Consider the following 17,330-nt stretch of genomic DNA (forward strand, 5'->3'; position numbering starts at 1 on the left):
TCTGTCTTTGAAAATGAGATGGAAGCAGATTTAAACAGGTCTTTGATTGGTAGGTGTTATTTTGCCGGTCTGCTTGGTATTTTCTCGAAGATGGCTTTGATGCGTTTCATGTCCAGCTTCGGGCGACGGTCGTAATAGTAGACACCGTTCTTCTCTTGCTCGACATCTGTTAATTGGGTGTAACAAAAACCGCATACATGTTTGGAAGCAATCAAGGCGTCTATCTGTCCTTCCAAGCGTTGGTAGAAAGCTTCTTCATCTTTAGGCATTCCACCGTATCCCCATGAATTGTTACGATCTGTGGCCGCCATCCAGGGGATGCCTCCGAATTCGTCCAGCATGTAAGGTTGTCCTTCATATACTGCTAAGTATTTTTTATCGCGTGAGTTACGATAAGGTTCTTGTCCCTCTGTTATTTTTAATTCATCGATGAGCTTGTCTTTTTCTTGTGTATAGTTATGCACGCTCCAGATATCTGTCAGTACATGGTTATCACCACTGGCATCGTTGATGGGGCGGGTGGGATCGATGGCTTTTGTAATGTGATATATGTCCTGAATTAATCGTACATAAGTATCCGGACCACCTCCCCACGTTTCGTTAAAAGGCGTCCAAGTGACAAGTGAAGGATGATTGCGGTCGCGTATGACGGTTTCGCTCCATTCGCTGATAAAATTGCGTACGGCAAGTTCGTTATTGACGTCCGAACCCCAGCTGGGTGATTCGCCCCAAGTGATATAACCCAGTTTGTCGGCCCAATAGTAATATCTCTCTTCAAATATTTTTTGGTGTAGACGTGCGCCATTGAAGCCGGATTCTTTTCCCAACTCGATGTCGTGCTTCAGTGCTTCGTCCGTCGGTGCAGTCCATATTCCTTCGGGATAATAGCCTTGATCGAGTACAAGACGCTGGTAGTAAGGTTCGTTATTCAAATAGAAGAGTCCGTTGGCTGTATGTACTTTGCGCATACCGGCATACGATTTTACTTCATCTATGAGATGTCCTTGTGTATCTTTTATACGGTAGATGATGTCGTAAAGGTGTGGGGTTTCCGGAGTCCATAGTTTCGGTTTTTTTACAGGCAGGATGACGGTAGAACTGTTGGCACATTTTACAGATTTTCTGCCGATAGTTTTCTGTCCATCCAACAAAGTGACTTCCAGCGTACCGTCTGATTCATTGTAAAATTCCGGCTCTATGACGAACTGTTGCTGATCGATGTCCGGGCGGATCACTGCGGCTTTCAACCCGGCCGGGGCTACAGCTTCCAACCATACGGTCTGCCAGATACCTGTAACTCGGGTGTACGAACAACCACCGGAATAAAAATTATTGCATTGTTTACCTATTGTTTGCAAACCCGAACGTTGTTCGTCTTTCACGTATACGATCAGGTTGTGAGTGTTTCCGGCTTTGGCAAAGCGGGTCAGATCCATACAAAATGAAGAACTTCCTCCGATGTGTCGTCCGATGAATTGGCCATCGATAAATACTTCGGCTTGATAGTCCACAGCTCCGAAGTGCAGAAGAATTTTCTTTCCCTTCCAGTCTGTCGGGATGGAAATCTTTCTCTGATACCACATTTGATTGATAAAATCGGTATACTCTACGCCTGATAATTTACTCTCCGGACAGAAGGGTACAGTGATGTTTTTGGAAAATTTCTCCGCAGATTGTAGTTGACGGTCTTTGCCGGAGTTACCAAAGTCGAATTGAAAAGTCCAAGTTCCGTTCAAGTTTATCCATTCCGACCGTTCGAATTGAGGGCGCGGATACTCCGGGCGGGGAGTACTTTCGCTAAATCCGTCAGAGATGTTGATAAGTAGCAATAGCGCTACGGTTAATAATTTGTTCATGGTAGGATTAGTTTATATGGTTGTTGATTTATTCGTAGGTGTTTGGAAAAGCAGAAACTCTCAACCGGGCGGCGCCCATCGGTATCAATGTGATCTCTTCCCTGTCTCCTTTGGGGGCGTTGGTTTCGGGCAATTCGCTGCATAATCCGTACTTGTCGAGTGTCCAGGAAGGTATTTGCTTTCCGATGGCTTTCACCTCTAACGGCACGTTGGAAACAGTAAACGGAAAATTGTCCGATGGCCATTCCTTTCGTATGACTTTGAAGTTTTTCAAGGGAACTTTTGAGTCCAATACCAATGCATAGTTCCAGGGTGATTTTGGAAAAATCTCATAAGATGGCCATTGGGTGGCATCTGCTCCTTCCTGCCAGCGGGAATCGTATATGGCTGTGGAACGGCTGTCTTTTTGGATGTACTCCTCATTAATTTTCAGTGACAGGGTCAGTGGTCCGTAGTTTACGCTGACACTGTTTTTATTTACTTGCCAAGTATGTATGGAGAGCTTCATCGGTAAGTTCAATTCTACCTTGTCTCCATCGGTCCAGGTACGGTCAATATAAATATATTTTCCCGGTATGGGATCGATCTCTTTTTGTTTTCCGTTGATGGCCAGTTCCGGTTGGTCGCACCACGAAGGGATGCGTAAGTAGAACGGAAAGCGTACATCTTCGGTGGTGTTGACGGTGAAACTTATTTTTTCTTCAAAAGGATAGTTGGTTTGTTCATGAAGAGTAATTTCCTGTCCGTCGGCTACTTTGAGCGTTGCCTTACATGCTGCATATAATGCGATAGCGGCTCCATTGTCGGGAGTTGCCAGTATCAGATGCTCGCTGTAGTAGGGCCACCCTTGTGCATGGTTGTGTTGGCAGCAACGGCTGCTGAACGGGTTCATGGCAAGGAAAGGACCACTGTTGTCGATTCCCGGATGATGGTTTTCCGAATCGCTTACGGTGTGATTGGGGCAGGTGATATACCGCAATGCTTTGAAATCGGGCATTACAGCTGCCGGATAGGTATTGAAAGCCACTTCTTCGCAATGCTCTGCCCAAAATGGATCACCGGTCATGCAGAGCATGATTTCATCGGAAGCCATCTGTTCCACCATACCACAGGTCTCTACGCCCTGCCGTGGATCAATGTATCCCATGCGGGCATTTTCGTCGGCTCCGAACATACCTCCCGGTACTTGCCCGAAAGTCCGTCGGATAAGGTTGTGTACATTGTAGGATGCTTGCAGTAGAGTCGAATCGCCTGTAAGCATATAATAGCTTGCAGGCTCGCGAAAACATTGTGCGATGTTCACATTGTGCCAGTTGGGCAGAGTGGAAGGACGTGTCCAATCAGCCGTGTTCCGGTGGATTTTCTCTGCCAGTTTCAACAGAAAACGATCTCCGGTGCGATTGTAGAGCCAATAAACACTTAGCAGATTATCGCCTCCCCGGCTGTTTTCCCAGTAGTCTTCTAAAAATTGTTCGTCCGGTATTGTCATTTGCCATTTAAAGTAATTGGTCATCAAGTTGATCACTCTTTCGTCCTGCGAATACTCATAGTAAGATTGCAGGCACCATAGCATGATCATTTGTGCCCAAAGCTCCGGTTTACCGTTTCTGGTGTTTACCGGGCCGAAATAGCCATTGGGTTGTTGGCTCCGGAATACTCCTTCGATCCAGGTTTTGGCTTCGTTTATCATCTTTTCGTCTTTTAAGATGTAAGCCATGTTGCCATATCCTTTCAGCCAATAGGGAACTTCTTCCCAGCCATGATCGCCGCCGTTGGTGAGCCAGGCATTATTGTCTTTGGCAAGCCATGCGCTGATTTCTCCCAAATGTCCGGTCAATCCCTCTTTTTGCAGATTCAGGTACTTTTTTAACCATCCTTCCGGTTGTATGGCGCCCACGGGAAGTTTAATGAAATTCATCGGCCTTAACGGGGAACGGTTTCCCGCATAGTTAACATTGGCTTGTGTACAGTCCGGGCGTTCTCTCATTAAAACTTTTTCTTGTCGTGTTTCACCGGATGTACATGAATTCAGTGTACTTCCTAAAATCAGTGTAACGGTGAAAATTTGTGTCAGTTTTGTAACGGTATTCATGTTTTTCTTGTTAGGATTCAAATTACAAACTAAGTGAAAACAGAGACAAATGTAGAAAATAAATCATTCAATAAATTGCTCATTTGTCTATTGGGCATTTTCTGATACTTTTTTGGCAGAATAGGATACTTTTTTCTTTTATTTACAACAGATGAATGCTTTTTTATTTGCTTAAAATGGTGTTCCTTTGTGAAATCATATTTCCTTTGCGTGAACCTGTTTCTACTTTTGGGGGAAGTATTGACTGAAAAAACTTTCGGATTTTTCCAAAATAGATTGATCATTATCACGATTGGTTCATTTTTACTATTTTTTGGTTGGATTTTACCGGAACGCCGGTTGTTTTTTTCCTTTTTTTGCAAATTATAATGTACCCGTATGAAGAACACATTTTTTATAATTTATATAACGGCAAAATTGAAAACGATGAAACAACAATGGATGACACTCGTTTGGGGTGTAATGGTATTATTATTTAGTAGTTGTGGTGATACTAAAATAAAACATGATAGTAAGAATGAATTAAGGCCCCCGGCATATCCGTTGGTGACAATCGATCCGTATACGAGCGGATGGGCATTTTCCGACTGTCTTTACGATGCTCCCGTGAAACACTGGACGGGAAAAGATTTTCCTTTGATCGGTGTGGCAAAAGTCGACGGACAGGTTTATCGCTTTATGGGTGCTGAGGATGCAGAATTCACTACGCTTGCCGGAACTTCGGAGCAAAGTCTTTGGAGTGGAAAATATACTACCCGTAAGCCGGCGGATGGCTGGCAAAACCCCGGATTTAATGATCATTCATGGAAAGAAGGAGAGGCGGCTTTCGGTACGATGGATAGTGAGCCTACTGCCAGAACCCAATGGGGAGAAGAACATATCTGGGTACGCCGTATCATCCATATAACCGACGATTTGCAAGGGCGAAAGGTCTATTTGGATTATTCTCATGATGATGACGCAGTTATTTACATAAACGGTATTAAAGTAGTCGATACCGGCTATGCTTGGAAAAAACATGTTGTTACAAAATTGCCGGAAGAAGTCGTAGCTACTTTGAAACCGGGTGAAAATCTTATAGCCGCCTCTTGTCGCAACCGCGCACATGGCGGATTGCTTGATTTCGGATTGGCAGTAGAGAAAGAAGGGCAACGTAGTTTTGTGCAAATAGCCCGGCAACTTTCTGTCGAAATACAACCAATGCAGACTCTTTATAAATTTGCCTGTGGCCCGGTGAATTTAGATTTGACGTTTACCGCTCCGCTTTTTATGGATGATCTGGAGTTGATGGCGCGTCCGGTAAATTACATTTCATATACTGTGGCTTCTACTGATGGGCAAAAGCATGCTGTCGAACTTTATTTTGAGGCTTCTCCGCAATGGGCGGTGGACCTTGCCGGACAACCTTCTACGGCAGAAAGCTTTGTAGATGAAAATCTTGTATTTCTGAAAACCGGTAGTCGTGATCAGAAAGTGCTGGCTAAAAAAGGAGATGATGTCCGTATTGATTGGGGATATTTTTATCTGGCTGCCGATAAAGAGAATACTCAATATGCTACTGGCAGTAGCCGGGAGTTGCGTAAAAGTTTTGTTGAAGGCAAACTCTCTGCTACCGGAACGGACGGATATGACCGTTTGGCGCTGGTACGTTCTTTGGGCGAAACGAAAGTTTCGGAAGGGCATTTACTGATTGGTTATGATGATATTTATTCAGTTCAGTATTTTGGTGAGAATCTTCGTCCTTACTGGAACCGGAGTGGAAACGAGACGATTGTTTCCCAATTTCATAAAGCAGAACGGGAGTATGACGTACTGATGACCAAAGCGATTGCTTTCGATAATCAACTTATGAGAGAAGCCACCGAAGCCGGTGGCCGCAAGTATGCGGAACTCTGTGCATTGGCCTATCGACAGGCTATTGCTGCCCATAAATTGGTAGAAACACCCGATAAAGAACTTCTGTTCTTGTCAAAAGAGAATTTCAGTAACGGCTCTATCGGTACGGTGGATATTACTTATCCTTCCGCTCCTCTTTTTTTACTTTATAACCCGGAAATAGCCAAAGCACTGCTCAATCACATTTTTTATTATAGCGAAAGTGGAAAATGGACTAAACCTTTTGCGGCGCACGATATAGGCACCTATCCATTAGCGAATGGTCAGACGTACAACGGTGACATGCCGGTAGAAGAGTCCGGAAATATGCTGATAATAACTGCTGTCATTGCCGCCATAGAAGGAAATGCCGATTATGCAAAGAAGCATTGGGAGACATTGACTACCTGGACAAATTATTTGGTAGAGTATGGTCTCAATCCGGAAAACCAACTTTGTACTGACGACTTTGCCGGACACTTTGCCCATAATGCCAATCTTTCTGTCAAGGCAATTTTGGGTATCGCATCCTACGGGTATCTGGCTGATAAATTAGGTAAAAAAGAGATTGCCGGACAATATACGCAAAAGGCGAAGGAAATGGCGGTCGAATGGGAACGGATGGCCAATGACGGTGATCATTATAAGTTGACTTTTGATAAATCCGGTACATGGAGTCAGAAATATAATCTGGTTTGGGATAAATTAATGAATTGGCAGATATTCCCCGAACAAATCGTAAAGACGGAGATTCCCTATTATCTGACGAAGCAAAATAGATACGGACTGCCATTGGATAACCGTCAGACCTATACCAAAACAGACTGGATCATGTGGACGGCTACGTTAGCACCGGATAAAGCTACTTTTGAGGAATTCATCGAACCGGTTTATCTGTTCATGAACGAAACCACCGACCGCATCCCGATGTCCGATTGGGTATTTACCGATAAACCGGAGCACCGGGCTTTCCAGGCGCGTTCTGTTGTGGGGGGCTATTTTATAAAGATGCTTGAAAATAAAATGAATAACTAACTAAACAGTTTTTTAAACCTATTGATTTATGTCACAAAGAATATCGAGTAAACTTATCGGCGTTATTGTTACAGGTGCATTATTCTGTACTCCGGGCGCATTTGCATCTACTGTATTTTCAACCGAACATGTGTGTGTGACGGATGCCATCCAAAAGGATAATCGTCCGGAGCCGGATAAACGTCTGTTTCGTTCGCAGGCCGTAGAAAATGAGATTGTCCGTGTGCAAAAACTATTAAAGAATGCCCGTCTGGCCTGGATGTTTACCAACTGTTTCCCGAATACATTGGATACGACGGTTCATTTCCGTGAGGGCAGTGACGGGAAACCGGATACTTTTGTCTATACCGGTGATATACACGCGATGTGGCTTCGTGACTCCGGAGCTCAGGTATGGCCTTATGTACAATTGGCCAATTCGGACCCGGAATTGAAACGTATGCTTGCAGGGGTTATTCACCGCCAGTTTAAGAGTATTGTTTTTGATCCCTATGCTAATGCGTTTAATGATGGACCGGTCGGTGGATATTGGATGAGTGATATGACGGATATGAAACCGGAATTGCATGAACGGAAATGGGAAATCGACTCTTTGTGTTATCCCTTGCGTCTGGCTTATCAATATTGGAAGGTGACCGGTGATGACAGTATTTTTGATGAAGAGTGGATACAGGCCATCACCAATATTCTTCGTACATTTAAGGAGCAGCAGCGCAAAGAGGGTGTCGGTCCTTACCGGTTTGAGCGTAAAACGAACCGTGCACTCGATACCGTGACTAACAACGGATTAGGAAATCCGGTGAAGCCCGTAGGCCTGATCGTTTCTACTTTCCGTCCGTCGGACGATGCTACTACTTTCCAGTTTCTTGTTCCTTCCAATTTCTTTGCGGTTTCCTCGCTTCGCAAAGCTGCCGAGATTCTGCAAACAGTGAATAAGAAAACGGCTCTGGCAAAAGAGTGTACCGATCTTGCGAAAGAAGTAGAAGCGGCTTTAAAGAAATATGCCGTATACAAACATCCGAAGTATGGTAAGATATATGCTTTCGAAGTCGATGGTTTCGGAAATCATTTATTGATGGATGACGCCAATGTACCCAGCCTTCTGGCGATGCCGTATTTGGGCGATGTTGATGTGAAAGACCCGATTTATCAGAATACTCGTCGTTTTGTCTGGAGCGAAGACAATCCTTATTTTTTCAAGGGGAAAGCCGGTGAAGGCATCGGTGGTCCGCATATCGGTTATAATATGATTTGGCCGATGAGCATTATGATGAAAGCTTTTACCAGCCGGAGCGATGAAGAGATAAAGACTTGTGTGAAGATGCTGATGGATACAGATGCCGGTACGGGATTTATGCACGAATCTTTCCACAAGGATAATCCGAAAGACTTTACCCGTGCATGGTTTGCTTGGCAGAACACCTTGTTTGGTGAACTGATCTTGAAACTGGTGAACGAAGGGAAAGCCGATCTGCTGAATAGTATCGAATAGTTTTTTTTAGAAATAATTTAGTATGAAAAGATTTTCAATGTGGGCATTGAGCGCCCTTTTACTGGCAAGCTGTGCTACCGGTGAAAAACCGACTGCGTCCGGTTTATTAAAAAGTAATTTCCAGACAGAAGTAGATGGTAAGAAGACGGATTTATTTGTATTGCGGAATGCAAACAACATGGAAGTTTGTATTACGAACTTCGGTGGGCGTATTGTTTCCGTAATGGTGCCCGACAGGGAAGGAGTTATGCGGGATGTGGTTTTGGGATTTGATTCTATCCGGGATTATATCACCATACCGTCTGATTTTGGTGCCAGTATCGGACGCTATGCGAATCGTATCAATCAAGGTCGCTTTACGCTTGACGGAGTAGAATACGTCTTACCTCGTAATAATTACGGTCACTGTTTGCATGGAGGGCCGAACGGTTTTCAATATCAGGTATATGATGCCCGGCAGACTGGTCCGCAGGAACTCGAGTTCACCTATCTTTCTAAGGATGGAGAAGAAGGTTTTCCCGGCAATATCACTTGCAAAGTGCTGATGACACTGACGGACGATAACGCTATCGATATCCGCTATGAGGCAGAAACGGATCAACCGACTATTGTCAATATGACGAACCATTCTTATTTCAATCTGGATGGTGATGCCGGCAGCAATTCCGATCATTTGCTGACCATTGATGCGGATTATTATACACCGGTGGATAGTACTTTCATGACTACCGGCGAAATAGCTCCTGTAGAAGGAACACCGATGGATTTTCGTACGGCAACTCCGGTGGGTGCCCGTATCGACGACTTTGATTTTGTACAGCTAAAGAACGGAAACGGATACGACCACAATTGGGTATTGAATACCCAAAGAGATATCACCCATAAATGTGTTACTTTAGAATCTCCCAAAACCGGTATTGTATTGGATGTTTATACCAATGAACCCGGTATACAGGTTTATGCAGGAAACTTCCTCGACGGAACGATAATGGGTAAAAAAGGTATTGTTTATAATCAACGTGCTTCCGTATGCCTTGAAACACAGAAGTATCCTGATACTCCAAATAAACCCGATTGGCCTTCGGCTGTATTACGCCCGGGTGAAAAGTACAATAGCCATTGTGTCTTTAAGTTCTCTATAAACTAACCTGAATAACTCATGATCAGTAGTTAAGCAGTCAAGGAAAATATATTAGACAAGATGCTTCTGTTTAACTGCTTGCTTCTTAACTATTTATCACCTGATGCTTACTACTTGACTACTTACTACTTAGAGATACATAATCAAATAGATTTCTGATAGGCAAGGAGATGGCTTCTTGTCTGTCAGAAATCTATTTTTGGTATATAAGAACATCCGGATGTTGTTGTATAAAACATGGGGATGTTGTTATTCAGAACATGGGGATATTGTGCCGTAAAACATGGGGATGTTGTGCCTAATGTGTGCTTTATTAAAAATGCGCATATTTCTTATTACCTGTTGTTGAAAAAACTATTTATCCCTTCCGCCTGTCTAAAGAGCCAATTCGTCCAGCAATTTCAGATACAGGTCTATTGCTTCTTCCATCTCTTTCAACATGACGTATTCGTCTGCCGTATGTGAACGTGATGAGCGCCCCGGTCCTATTTTTACCGATGGAAACGGCATTAAAGCTTGGTCCGACAGGGTAGGAGACCCGAAAGGAACACGTCCTAACTTAATGGCTTTCTGCACAAAAGGATGTTTTTCTTCGATCCGTGAAGAGTTAAGACGGAACGAACGCGCTTCGGCTTTGCAAGAGATATGTTTCTTTATCTCTGCGAATAATTCTTCGTTAGAATACAGCTCGTTGCTCCGTACGTCCACCACAAACGTACATCGGTCGGGAACCACATTGTGCTGTGTGCCGGCATTGATTACCGTAACGCTCATCTTTACAGGACCGAGTAAGGGAGATTCCTTTTCAAAACGGTAATCACGAAACCAGGCAAGGTCAGCCAACACTTTATAAATGGCATTGTCACCTTCGTTACGGGCGGCATGTCCGGCTTTTCCGGTAGCGGTCACATCCAGCACCATCAGACCTTTTTCGGCAATGGCAGGTTGCATTTCTGTCGGTTCTCCTACGATGGCAAATGAGATGGGAGGAAGTCCTTTTAATACACTTTCTATTCCGTCTTTACCGGAGACTTCTTCTTCACAGGAAGCCAGATAGATCAGATTGTATGACTGCTGTGTTCTGCATAGTTGCAGGAACACCTGTAACAGGGTAACCACACTGGCACCGGCATCATTGCTTCCTAACCCGTAGAGTTTACCGTTTTCTTCTCTCGGGGTGAAAGGGTCTTTTCGCCAGCCATTTACAGGCTTCACCGTGTCGATGTGGGAATTGAGTAGTATGGTTGGCTTTTTCAGATCGAACATCGGACTGAGACACCAGATATTGTTGCCTTTACGGCCGGTTGTCATACCTTCCGCTTCGATATAATTCTGTAGATGGTCGGCTGCTTGTGCTTCTTCGCGGCTGACCGAGGGGATGGCTATAAGCGATTTAAGAAGGCTTACGGCCTCTGTCGTTAAGTAAGATACATCGTATTTCATGCTGCAAACTTACTGATAATTATTGAAAAAGGCGATAGTTTCAAATAAAACTAATATCTTTGCCGTGTATTTACTAACAACAAAAGATATGACTTATCATCATTTATCTGTCTTGGTTCATCGTCAGGCTGAAAAGTATGGCGAAAAGACAGCGCTCCGATACCGTGATTACCAGACCGCACAATGGATTCCCATTTCATGGAACCAGTTTTCTAAAACTGTCAGGCAAGCTGCTAATTCTTTGGTGGCACTCGGTGTACAGGAGAAAGAGAATATCGGTATTTTCTCTCAAAATAAACCGGAATGCCTTTTTACGGATTTTGCGGCTTTTGCCAATCGGGCGGTGACCATCCCACTGTATGCGACGAGTTCTCCCGCACAGGCACAATACATTATCAACGATGCACAAATCCGTATTCTTTTTGTAGGCGAACAATTTCAGTATGATGCTGCTTTCAGTGTATTCGGTTTTTGTCCGTCGTTGCAGCAGATTATCATATTCGACCGTTCTGTGGTAAAAGACCGGCGTGACGTATCTTCCATTTATTTTGATGATTTTCTGGCAATGGGTGAAGGATTGCCTCATAATGATGTGGTGGAAGAACGTACTTCACGCGCTTCGGAAGACGATCTGGCCAATATTTTATATACTTCCGGTACGACGGGAGAGCCCAAAGGAGTCATGTTGCATCACTCTTGCTTCCTTGAAGCTTTCCGCATTCATGATATTCGTCTGGTGGATATGTCGGACAAAGATGTGTCGATGAACTTCCTGCCATTGACTCATGTGTTCGAGAAGGCTTGGAGTTATCTCTGTATCCATAAGGGAGTACAGATATGCATCAACCTCCGTCCGGTGGATATTCAGATGACGATTAAGGAAATTCGTCCGACTCTGATGTGTAGCGTACCGCGTTTCTGGGAGAAAGTTTATGCCGGTGTACAGGAGAAAATAGCCGAAACTACCGGTATAAAGAAAGCGTTGATGCTCGATGCTATCCGTGTAGGTAAGATACACAATATAGATTACCTGCGTAAAGGAAAAACGCCTCCCCTGATGCTTCATTTGAAATATCAGTTCTATGAAAAAACAGTTTATTCATTGCTGAAGAAGACAATCGGTATTGAGAATGGTAACTTCTTCCCGACGGCCGGTGCGGCGGTTCCTGATGAAATTTGTGAATTCGTACATTCGGTAGGAATTAATATGCTGGTTGGATACGGACTTACCGAATCTACGGCAACCGTTTCATGTTTTCAGAATTCAGGGTATGAAATCGGTTCGGTGGGTACTGTAATGCCGGACGTGGAAGTGAAGATCGGTGAGAACAACGAGATTCTGCTGCGTGGAAAGACAATCACCAAGGGGTATTATAAAAAAGCGGAAGCTACGGCTGAGGCTATCGATAAGGAGGGATGGTTCCATACAGGCGATGCCGGCTATCTGAATGGAAATTGCTTGTATTTGACAGAACGCATCAAGGATTTATTTAAAACGTCCAACGGGAAATATATATCTCCGCAAGCGTTGGAGACAAAGTTAGCCATCGATCGTTATATCGACCAGATTGCGATTATCGCTGATCAGCGTAAATTTGTATCTGCATTGATTGTGCCCATGTATGGTTTTGTGAAAGATTATGCAAAAGAGAAAGGTATTGAATATAAGGATATGGAAGAATTATTGCAACACCCGAAAATTATCGGCTTGTTCCGCGCCCGTATCGATACATTGCAGCAACAGTTCGCCCATTATGAACAAGTGAAACGCTTTACACTTCTACCGGAACCGTTCAGCATGGAAAGAGGAGAACTGACAAATACATTGAAGTTGAAACGCCCTGTAGTAGCTAAAAACTACAAGGAGGTGATAGACAAGATGTACGAGGAGAGTTGAAAGTTGAGAGTTGAAAGTTGAAAGTTAGGCTGCGCTATTATGCTGCATAGTAACTTTCAACTTTCAACTCTCAACTTTCAACTAATTAGTATCCGAAGATTTCCTCCTGTGTCAGTTCCCGAATAGGTCCTACTTCTTTCAGTTTTTCCATATCCAGTTCTTTCTTGTCACCGAGGATGCAGTATGTATAGGTGCGTCCTTTTATCCATTTCTTCTGAAAATCGGTTACGTCTTTCAACGTCATGTTCTGTGCATCATTATAGAGTTTGATACGGCTATCTACATTCTGTCCCAAGTCTTGGGCATTGATATACGACCAGATAATGTCGCTTTTGATGATACGTTCTGTGCGCAGACGGGCGATAAGTCCTTCTTTGGCAAGCTTGAAAGCAGCTTCGGATTCCGGCATATTATTGATGATGTCGTTAAAGACTTTGATGGCATCGATCATTTTGTCGTTCTGAGTTGCTATCTGAGTCTGCAACATATACGGGTATTTCAGATAAGACGGACGGTTCAGTCCGGCCCATGCAGAATATGCCAGTCCGCGACTTTCACGCATTTCCTGGAAAACGATAGAGTTCATACCCCCACCGAAGTATTCATTATACATCTGGCGGGACGGTTCGATCATCGGATCGAATTTATCGCCACGATTGGATAGTTGGGTCATATAAATCTGTTTTGCTTCGTAAGGTGCGATAAAGATTTGGGTAACCGGTGTTTCCAGACGTGGGAATTCATTGCCTACAGGAATTTCTTTCAGCTTTTTGGGCGCCTGGTGATTTTTGTTGATGATAGCCAATAGTTCTTTTTCGCTTGTTGGCCCATAATACAGAATGCGATGTTGATAACTGTTCTGATTGTGGATACGGTCTATTAATTCTTGTGGATCCATGTTCTGTAGTTCGGCCTCTGTCAGAATATTGGTAGCCGGAGACTTCGGACCATACATGCCATAGCTCATCAGGCGACGGAAATTCTGCATTTGGTTCAATTTGGCATCTTTACGGGATTTCAGAATATCTGCCACCATATTGGTGTATGCCTCTTTGTTGACTTGTGCATCTGCCATCAGCTTTTCGAAAAGCTTCATTGCTTCGGGCATGTTCTCGTTCAGTCCCGACAGTAAGACATAAGTACGCTCGTTGCCCGGGACTACCCGGAAAGTACATGCCAGACGATAGAATTCGCTTTTTAATTGTTCCGGAGTCATGTCGGAAGTACCTAAATAATCAATGTAGTCGAATGCCGTACCGAGCACTTTATCATTGTTATTGCCCATATCGAATACATAGATCAACTGGAAAAGATCGTTGCTTGTGTTCTGTTTGTAGAGTACGGGGATATTCGATTTGGCTTTCAGTTGGCTGAGGTCTTTCTTGAAATCGAGGAATACAGGTTCGATCGGTTTTACGTTACTATTTTGTATTTCACTCAAGAAGTCGCTGGTTACGTCACGATTCATTACGATCGGTGTGATAGACGGTTTGGTCATTTTCTTCTCGTTAGGATCTTGCCCTTGCTTTTTGTAAATAGCGGCATAATTCTGATCCGTCAGATATTTATTGGCAAAAGCGACGACGTCGGCTTTGGTCAGTTTTGCCATACGGTCGATGGCGGTTACTTCGTCTTCCCATTTGGCACCGTTGACAAAAGCATTCACAAACATGTCTGCACGTCCTTCATTACTCTCTAACCTCTGCATCTCATAGAGCTTGAAGTTGTTAATGTTGGCTTGTAGCATCTTTTCGTCAAAATCTCCGGCGCGAAGTTTGCTGATCTCTTCAAGTAACAGATTTTTTACATCGTCTAATGTCTGTCCCTGTTTGGGACGTCCCTGTAACATCAGTGCTGAATAGTCTGCCATGTCTAACGGATAACCGTAAGCCTGCAATACTTTCTGTTGCTGGTTGAGGTCGAGGTCGATAAGTCCGGCTTTGCCATTATACAGAATCTGCGATACCACTTGCAGCGTTTCAAATTCTTTGCTGGCGGCTCCCGGAAATCTCCATGCTAATGTCAGGCTTTCGGCATCCGGTCCCAGTACTTCTCGCACGATCGGCGCCGTGATCGGCGTCTCTTTCGGCAGGTTTAATTTCGGCAAGTTCTTGTTGGGCTTCAAATGACCGAAGTACTTATCGATGGTAGCGATCATTTCATCCGGATCGAAGTCGCCCGAAAGGCAGATAGCCATGTTATTGGGCACATACCATACCTTGTGATAATTTTTGATATTGGTGATGGAAGGGTTTTTCAAATCTTCCTGTGTTCCCAATACGGTCTGGGTGCCGTAAGGATGATGTGGGAAAAGGGAAGAAAGCACTGTTTCGTATACCTTGCGCGGATCTTTGGTCAGCGACATGTTTTTCTCTTCGTATACCGTTTCCAGTTCTGTGTGGAATCCACGGATGACGCAATTCTCAAAACGGTCTGCCTGTATTTTTGCCCAGTTGTCTATCTGGTTAGAAGGAATGTCGTCTTCATAAACCGTCTGGTCGAAAGAGGTATAAGCATTGGTACCGGTAGCACCGATGGCAGCCATCAGCTTGTCATATTCGTTGGGGATGGCCAGTTTGGAAGCTTCGTACGACAGGCTGTCTATCTTATGGTAAATGGCGGTGCGCTCTGCTTCATCGGTGGTTTTCCGGTATATTTCGAATTGTTGCTCGATCTGGTCCAGCAACAGTTTTTCGGCTTCATAGTTTTGTGTTCCGAACTTTTTGGTTCCTTTGAACATCAAGTGTTCAAAATAGTGAGCCAGCCCGGTGGTTTCGGCAGGGTCATTTTTACCACCTACACGTACGGCGATATACGTCTGTATGCGTGGTTGTTCTTTGTTGACGGTCATATAGACCTTCAGCCCATTGTCAAGTGTGTAAATACGTGCTTTCAACGGATCGTTGGACACTGTCTCGTAGCGGTAATCTTTGAGAGAAGCGCTGCTTACACTTGCCGCCATCAGAAGAAATAGCGACAGGCAGGATAATTTTAGTAGTTTATTCATATAATGATAACAATTTAGTTATGAAAGCAAAGGTAGCAGAATTTTGTTTATCTTTGCACCCTTGAGACTAATAAAATGATTGGATAAAGTAACTTCAATCGTAAATTGTAAATCGCTAAATTATAAATCGAAATGATTACTATTGAACAGCTTAAAGACGTGAAAGAGCGCACTGATGCGCTGAGGAGGTATCTTTGACATCGACGGGAAGAAAATTCAGGTCGAAGAAGAACAATTAAGGACACAAGCTCCGGGTTTCTGGGATGACCAGAAGCGTGCCGAAGCGCAAATGAAGAAGGTGAAAGATCTTCAGAAATGGATTGAGGGTTATAATCATGTCAGGACACTGAGTGATGAACTGGAACTGGCTTTCGATTTCTATAAAGACGATCTTGTCACCGAGGCGGAGGTGGACGAAGGATATGCCAAAGCATTGGAAGCGGTTGAGAATCTGGAGCTGAAAAACATGCTTCGCGGTGAGGCCGATCAGATGAGTTGTGTTCTGAAGATAAATTCCGGTGCCGGTGGTACGGAGAGTCAGGATTGGGCGTCCATGCTGATGCGTATGTATCTGCGCTATGCCGAAACGAATGGCTATAAGGCCACTATTTCTACTTTGCAGGAAGGTGATGAGGCAGGTATCAAGACCTGTACCATCCAGATAGAGGGCGATTATGCCTACGGCTATTTGAAAGGGGAGAATGGGGTACATCGTCTGGTGCGTGTTTCTCCATATAATGCACAAGGAAAACGAATGACCTCTTTTGCTTCGGTTTTTGTCACTCCGTTGGTTGACGACAGTATCGAAGTGAATATCGAGCAGGCACGTATTTCCTGGGATACTTTCCGTTCGGGTGGTGCCGGAGGTCAGAATGTAAATAAGGTGGAGTCGGGTGTGCGCTTGCGCTATCAGTTTAAAGACCCTTATACCGGTGAAGAAGAGGAAATCCTGATCGAGAACACCGAAACCCGTGACCAACCTAAGAACAAGGAAAATGCCATGCGCCAGTTGCGTTCTATCTTATATGATAAAGAGCTACAGCACCGTATGGCCGAACAGGCAAAAGTGGAAGCAGGAAAGAAAAAGATAGAATGGGGGTCGCAGATACGAAGTTACGTATTCGATGACCGCCGTGTGAAAGATCATCGCACTAATTATCAGACTTCTGACGTCAATGGAGTGATGGATGGAAAGATCGAAGACTTCATTAAAGCCTATTTGATGGAATTTTCATCCGAGGAACAAAATTAATTCTCTTCTTCTTTAGTTGGTTTGAATAATTATTCTTAGCTTTGTTAGCGTTGAACTTTAAAGCTAAAAACATATGGGTAAGAATAAGAAAAAAGTAACACACACCAAAAAGGAGGAAGAACAGGCAAAACGTGTGATCAAGATCATTTCTATTTCACTCGTCATTTTGGCACTTGCCATGATTATAGGTTTTTCTTTCGTGAGTTGAAGAGCAGATTTTACAATTAATGGAGGCTGTGC

The 17,330-nt window shown here is 44.0% G+C and carries 10 protein-coding genes; 6 read left to right on the forward strand and 4 right to left on the reverse strand.

The features are described 5' to 3' along the window. Positions 1-56 precede the first annotated feature (56 nt). Positions 57-1,856 (reverse strand): glycoside hydrolase family 2 protein, encoded by a 1,800-nt coding sequence (locus RB604_RS05890; protein WP_007479089.1) that lies wholly within the window; start codon positions 1,854-1,856, stop codon positions 57-59. A 28-nt stretch (positions 1,857-1,884) separates the two neighbouring features. After that, positions 1,885-3,948 carry a beta-L-arabinofuranosidase domain-containing protein gene (locus RB604_RS05895; RefSeq protein WP_007479088.1) on the reverse strand — a complete coding sequence of 688 codons (2,064 nt, stop codon included), beginning with the start codon at positions 3,946-3,948 and terminating at the stop codon, positions 1,885-1,887. A 426-nt stretch (positions 3,949-4,374) separates the two neighbouring features. Between RB604_RS05895 and RB604_RS05900 the strand changes: the two genes are divergently transcribed. The 3 genes from RB604_RS05900 to RB604_RS05910 are packed head-to-tail and all read left to right on the forward strand — an operon-like array spanning position 4,375 to position 9,497. Then, positions 4,375-6,858 (forward strand): glutaminase family protein, encoded by a 2,484-nt coding sequence (locus RB604_RS05900; RefSeq protein ID WP_055293355.1) that lies wholly within the window; start codon positions 4,375-4,377, stop codon positions 6,856-6,858. A gap of 28 nt (positions 6,859-6,886) precedes the next feature. Then, positions 6,887-8,350 (forward strand): glycoside hydrolase family 125 protein, encoded by a 1,464-nt coding sequence (locus RB604_RS05905; protein WP_005927072.1) that lies wholly within the window; start codon positions 6,887-6,889, stop codon positions 8,348-8,350. A gap of 22 nt (positions 8,351-8,372) precedes the next feature. After that, positions 8,373-9,497: an aldose epimerase family protein gene (locus RB604_RS05910; protein WP_055293358.1), complete on the forward strand. Its 1,125-nt coding sequence runs from the start codon at positions 8,373-8,375 to the stop codon at positions 9,495-9,497. A gap of 369 nt (positions 9,498-9,866) precedes the next feature. Here the strand turns inward: RB604_RS05910 and RB604_RS05915 are convergent, their stop codons facing one another. Continuing rightward, positions 9,867-10,934, reverse strand: a complete 1,068-nt coding sequence (locus tag RB604_RS05915) for a M20 family metallo-hydrolase (RefSeq protein ID WP_005927066.1) — start codon at positions 10,932-10,934, stop codon at positions 9,867-9,869. 88 nt (positions 10,935-11,022) lie between these two features. Between RB604_RS05915 and RB604_RS05920 the strand changes: the two genes are divergently transcribed. After that, the gene (locus RB604_RS05920) at positions 11,023-12,831 is read left to right on the forward strand and encodes an AMP-dependent synthetase/ligase (protein WP_055293360.1); all 1,809 of its coding nucleotides are present in this window, start codon (positions 11,023-11,025) and stop codon (positions 12,829-12,831) included. A gap of 85 nt (positions 12,832-12,916) precedes the next feature. Here the strand turns inward: RB604_RS05920 and RB604_RS05925 are convergent, their stop codons facing one another. Next, positions 12,917-15,838, reverse strand: a complete 2,922-nt coding sequence (locus RB604_RS05925; protein ID WP_055293363.1) for a M16 family metallopeptidase — start codon at positions 15,836-15,838, stop codon at positions 12,917-12,919. Positions 15,839-15,970: 132 nt separating this feature from the next. On the opposite strand from RB604_RS05925, the gene prfB reads away from it, so the two are divergent. Beyond that, positions 15,971-17,090 (forward strand): peptide chain release factor 2 gene (gene prfB / locus RB604_RS05930; RefSeq protein ID WP_122282116.1). Its coding sequence is split into 2 segments (ribosomal slippage): positions 15,971-16,033 and positions 16,035-17,090, totalling 1,119 coding nucleotides; the frame shifts between segments, so codons are not numbered across the junction. A 73-nt stretch (positions 17,091-17,163) separates the two neighbouring features. Next, positions 17,164-17,298 (forward strand): hypothetical protein, encoded by a 135-nt coding sequence (locus RB604_RS05935; protein ID WP_005927054.1) that lies wholly within the window; start codon positions 17,164-17,166, stop codon positions 17,296-17,298. Positions 17,299-17,330: the final 32 nt, after the last annotated feature.

The sequence above is a fragment of the Bacteroides salyersiae genome (assembly GCF_031172035.1).
Taxonomy (GTDB): Bacteria; Bacteroidota; Bacteroidia; order Bacteroidales; family Bacteroidaceae; genus Bacteroides; species Bacteroides salyersiae.